This is a genomic window from Clostridium sp. MT-14, assembly GCF_042436595.1.
In the GTDB taxonomy this organism is placed as follows: Bacteria; Bacillota; Clostridia; order Clostridiales; family Clostridiaceae; genus Clostridium_B; species Clostridium_B aromativorans.
Window position 1 is genome coordinate 1 of the sequence record NZ_JBHMIY010000094.1, and the last position, 787, is coordinate 787.

Annotated in this window: 1 protein-coding gene; it reads left to right on the plus strand. The window is 35.2% G+C overall.

The features are described 5' to 3' along the window. The first annotated feature begins 53 nt into the window (after positions 1 to 53). Positions 54 to 752 (plus strand): GntR family transcriptional regulator, encoded by a 699-nt coding sequence (locus ACFHWD_RS20645; protein WP_378062947.1) that lies wholly within the window; start codon positions 54 to 56, stop codon positions 750 to 752. Positions 753 to 787: the final 35 nt, after the last annotated feature.

The window sequence follows — 787 nt, forward strand, 5'->3', positions numbered from 1 at the left end:
ACTAAAATATGTTTGAAATGGATGAAGGAAAAACAGATGAGGAGTAACAAGTAATGAAGAATCCAATATATATTAAGATTGTCGAGGATATACGAAGTGAAATTAGCAGTGGCAAGTTGAAACCAGGTGATGTGCTGCCTTCTGAAACGTCTTTGTGCAGTGAATATGACACCAGCAGAATGACAGTGAGGAAGGGACTTTCTATTTTATCGAATGAGGGCTATATATATTCCGTTCCAGGGAAGGGCTATTTTGTAGAAAAGCCGGATTACAATAAATATATTTTTGCCTATGACGAAATGAGCAATTTAATTAACAATGTGGATAGAACAAAACTTTTGTCTGTGGACATCATACTTCCTGATGAAAAATTAGCCGGCAGTCTCCAGATCAGCGAGAGTAAGAAGGTTGTCATGATCCGGAGACTATTTTATACTGAAGGAGAACCTATGGCCTATGATATAAAATATCTTTTGTATAAAAGAGGAGTTCCAATTGTGGAGAATGAAATCGAAAATGCAACTTTCCCGGAAATGATATCCGATAGGACTTCTCTCTATGATTTGAACAAGGAACTTATCATATATGCCAAAATTCCGGAAGAAAAGATGAAAAAATTGCTTCACATACAGAATAAAATTGCCTTGCTTGTAGTAGAGCAAAAATTATACGATATTGAAGATAAACCCATTGGACTTGGAATAACTTATTTTCGTGGGGATTATATCAAATTGCATGGAGTAAGTAAATAGTTGGAAAAGGGGGATATTTAAAATGAATACCTTGA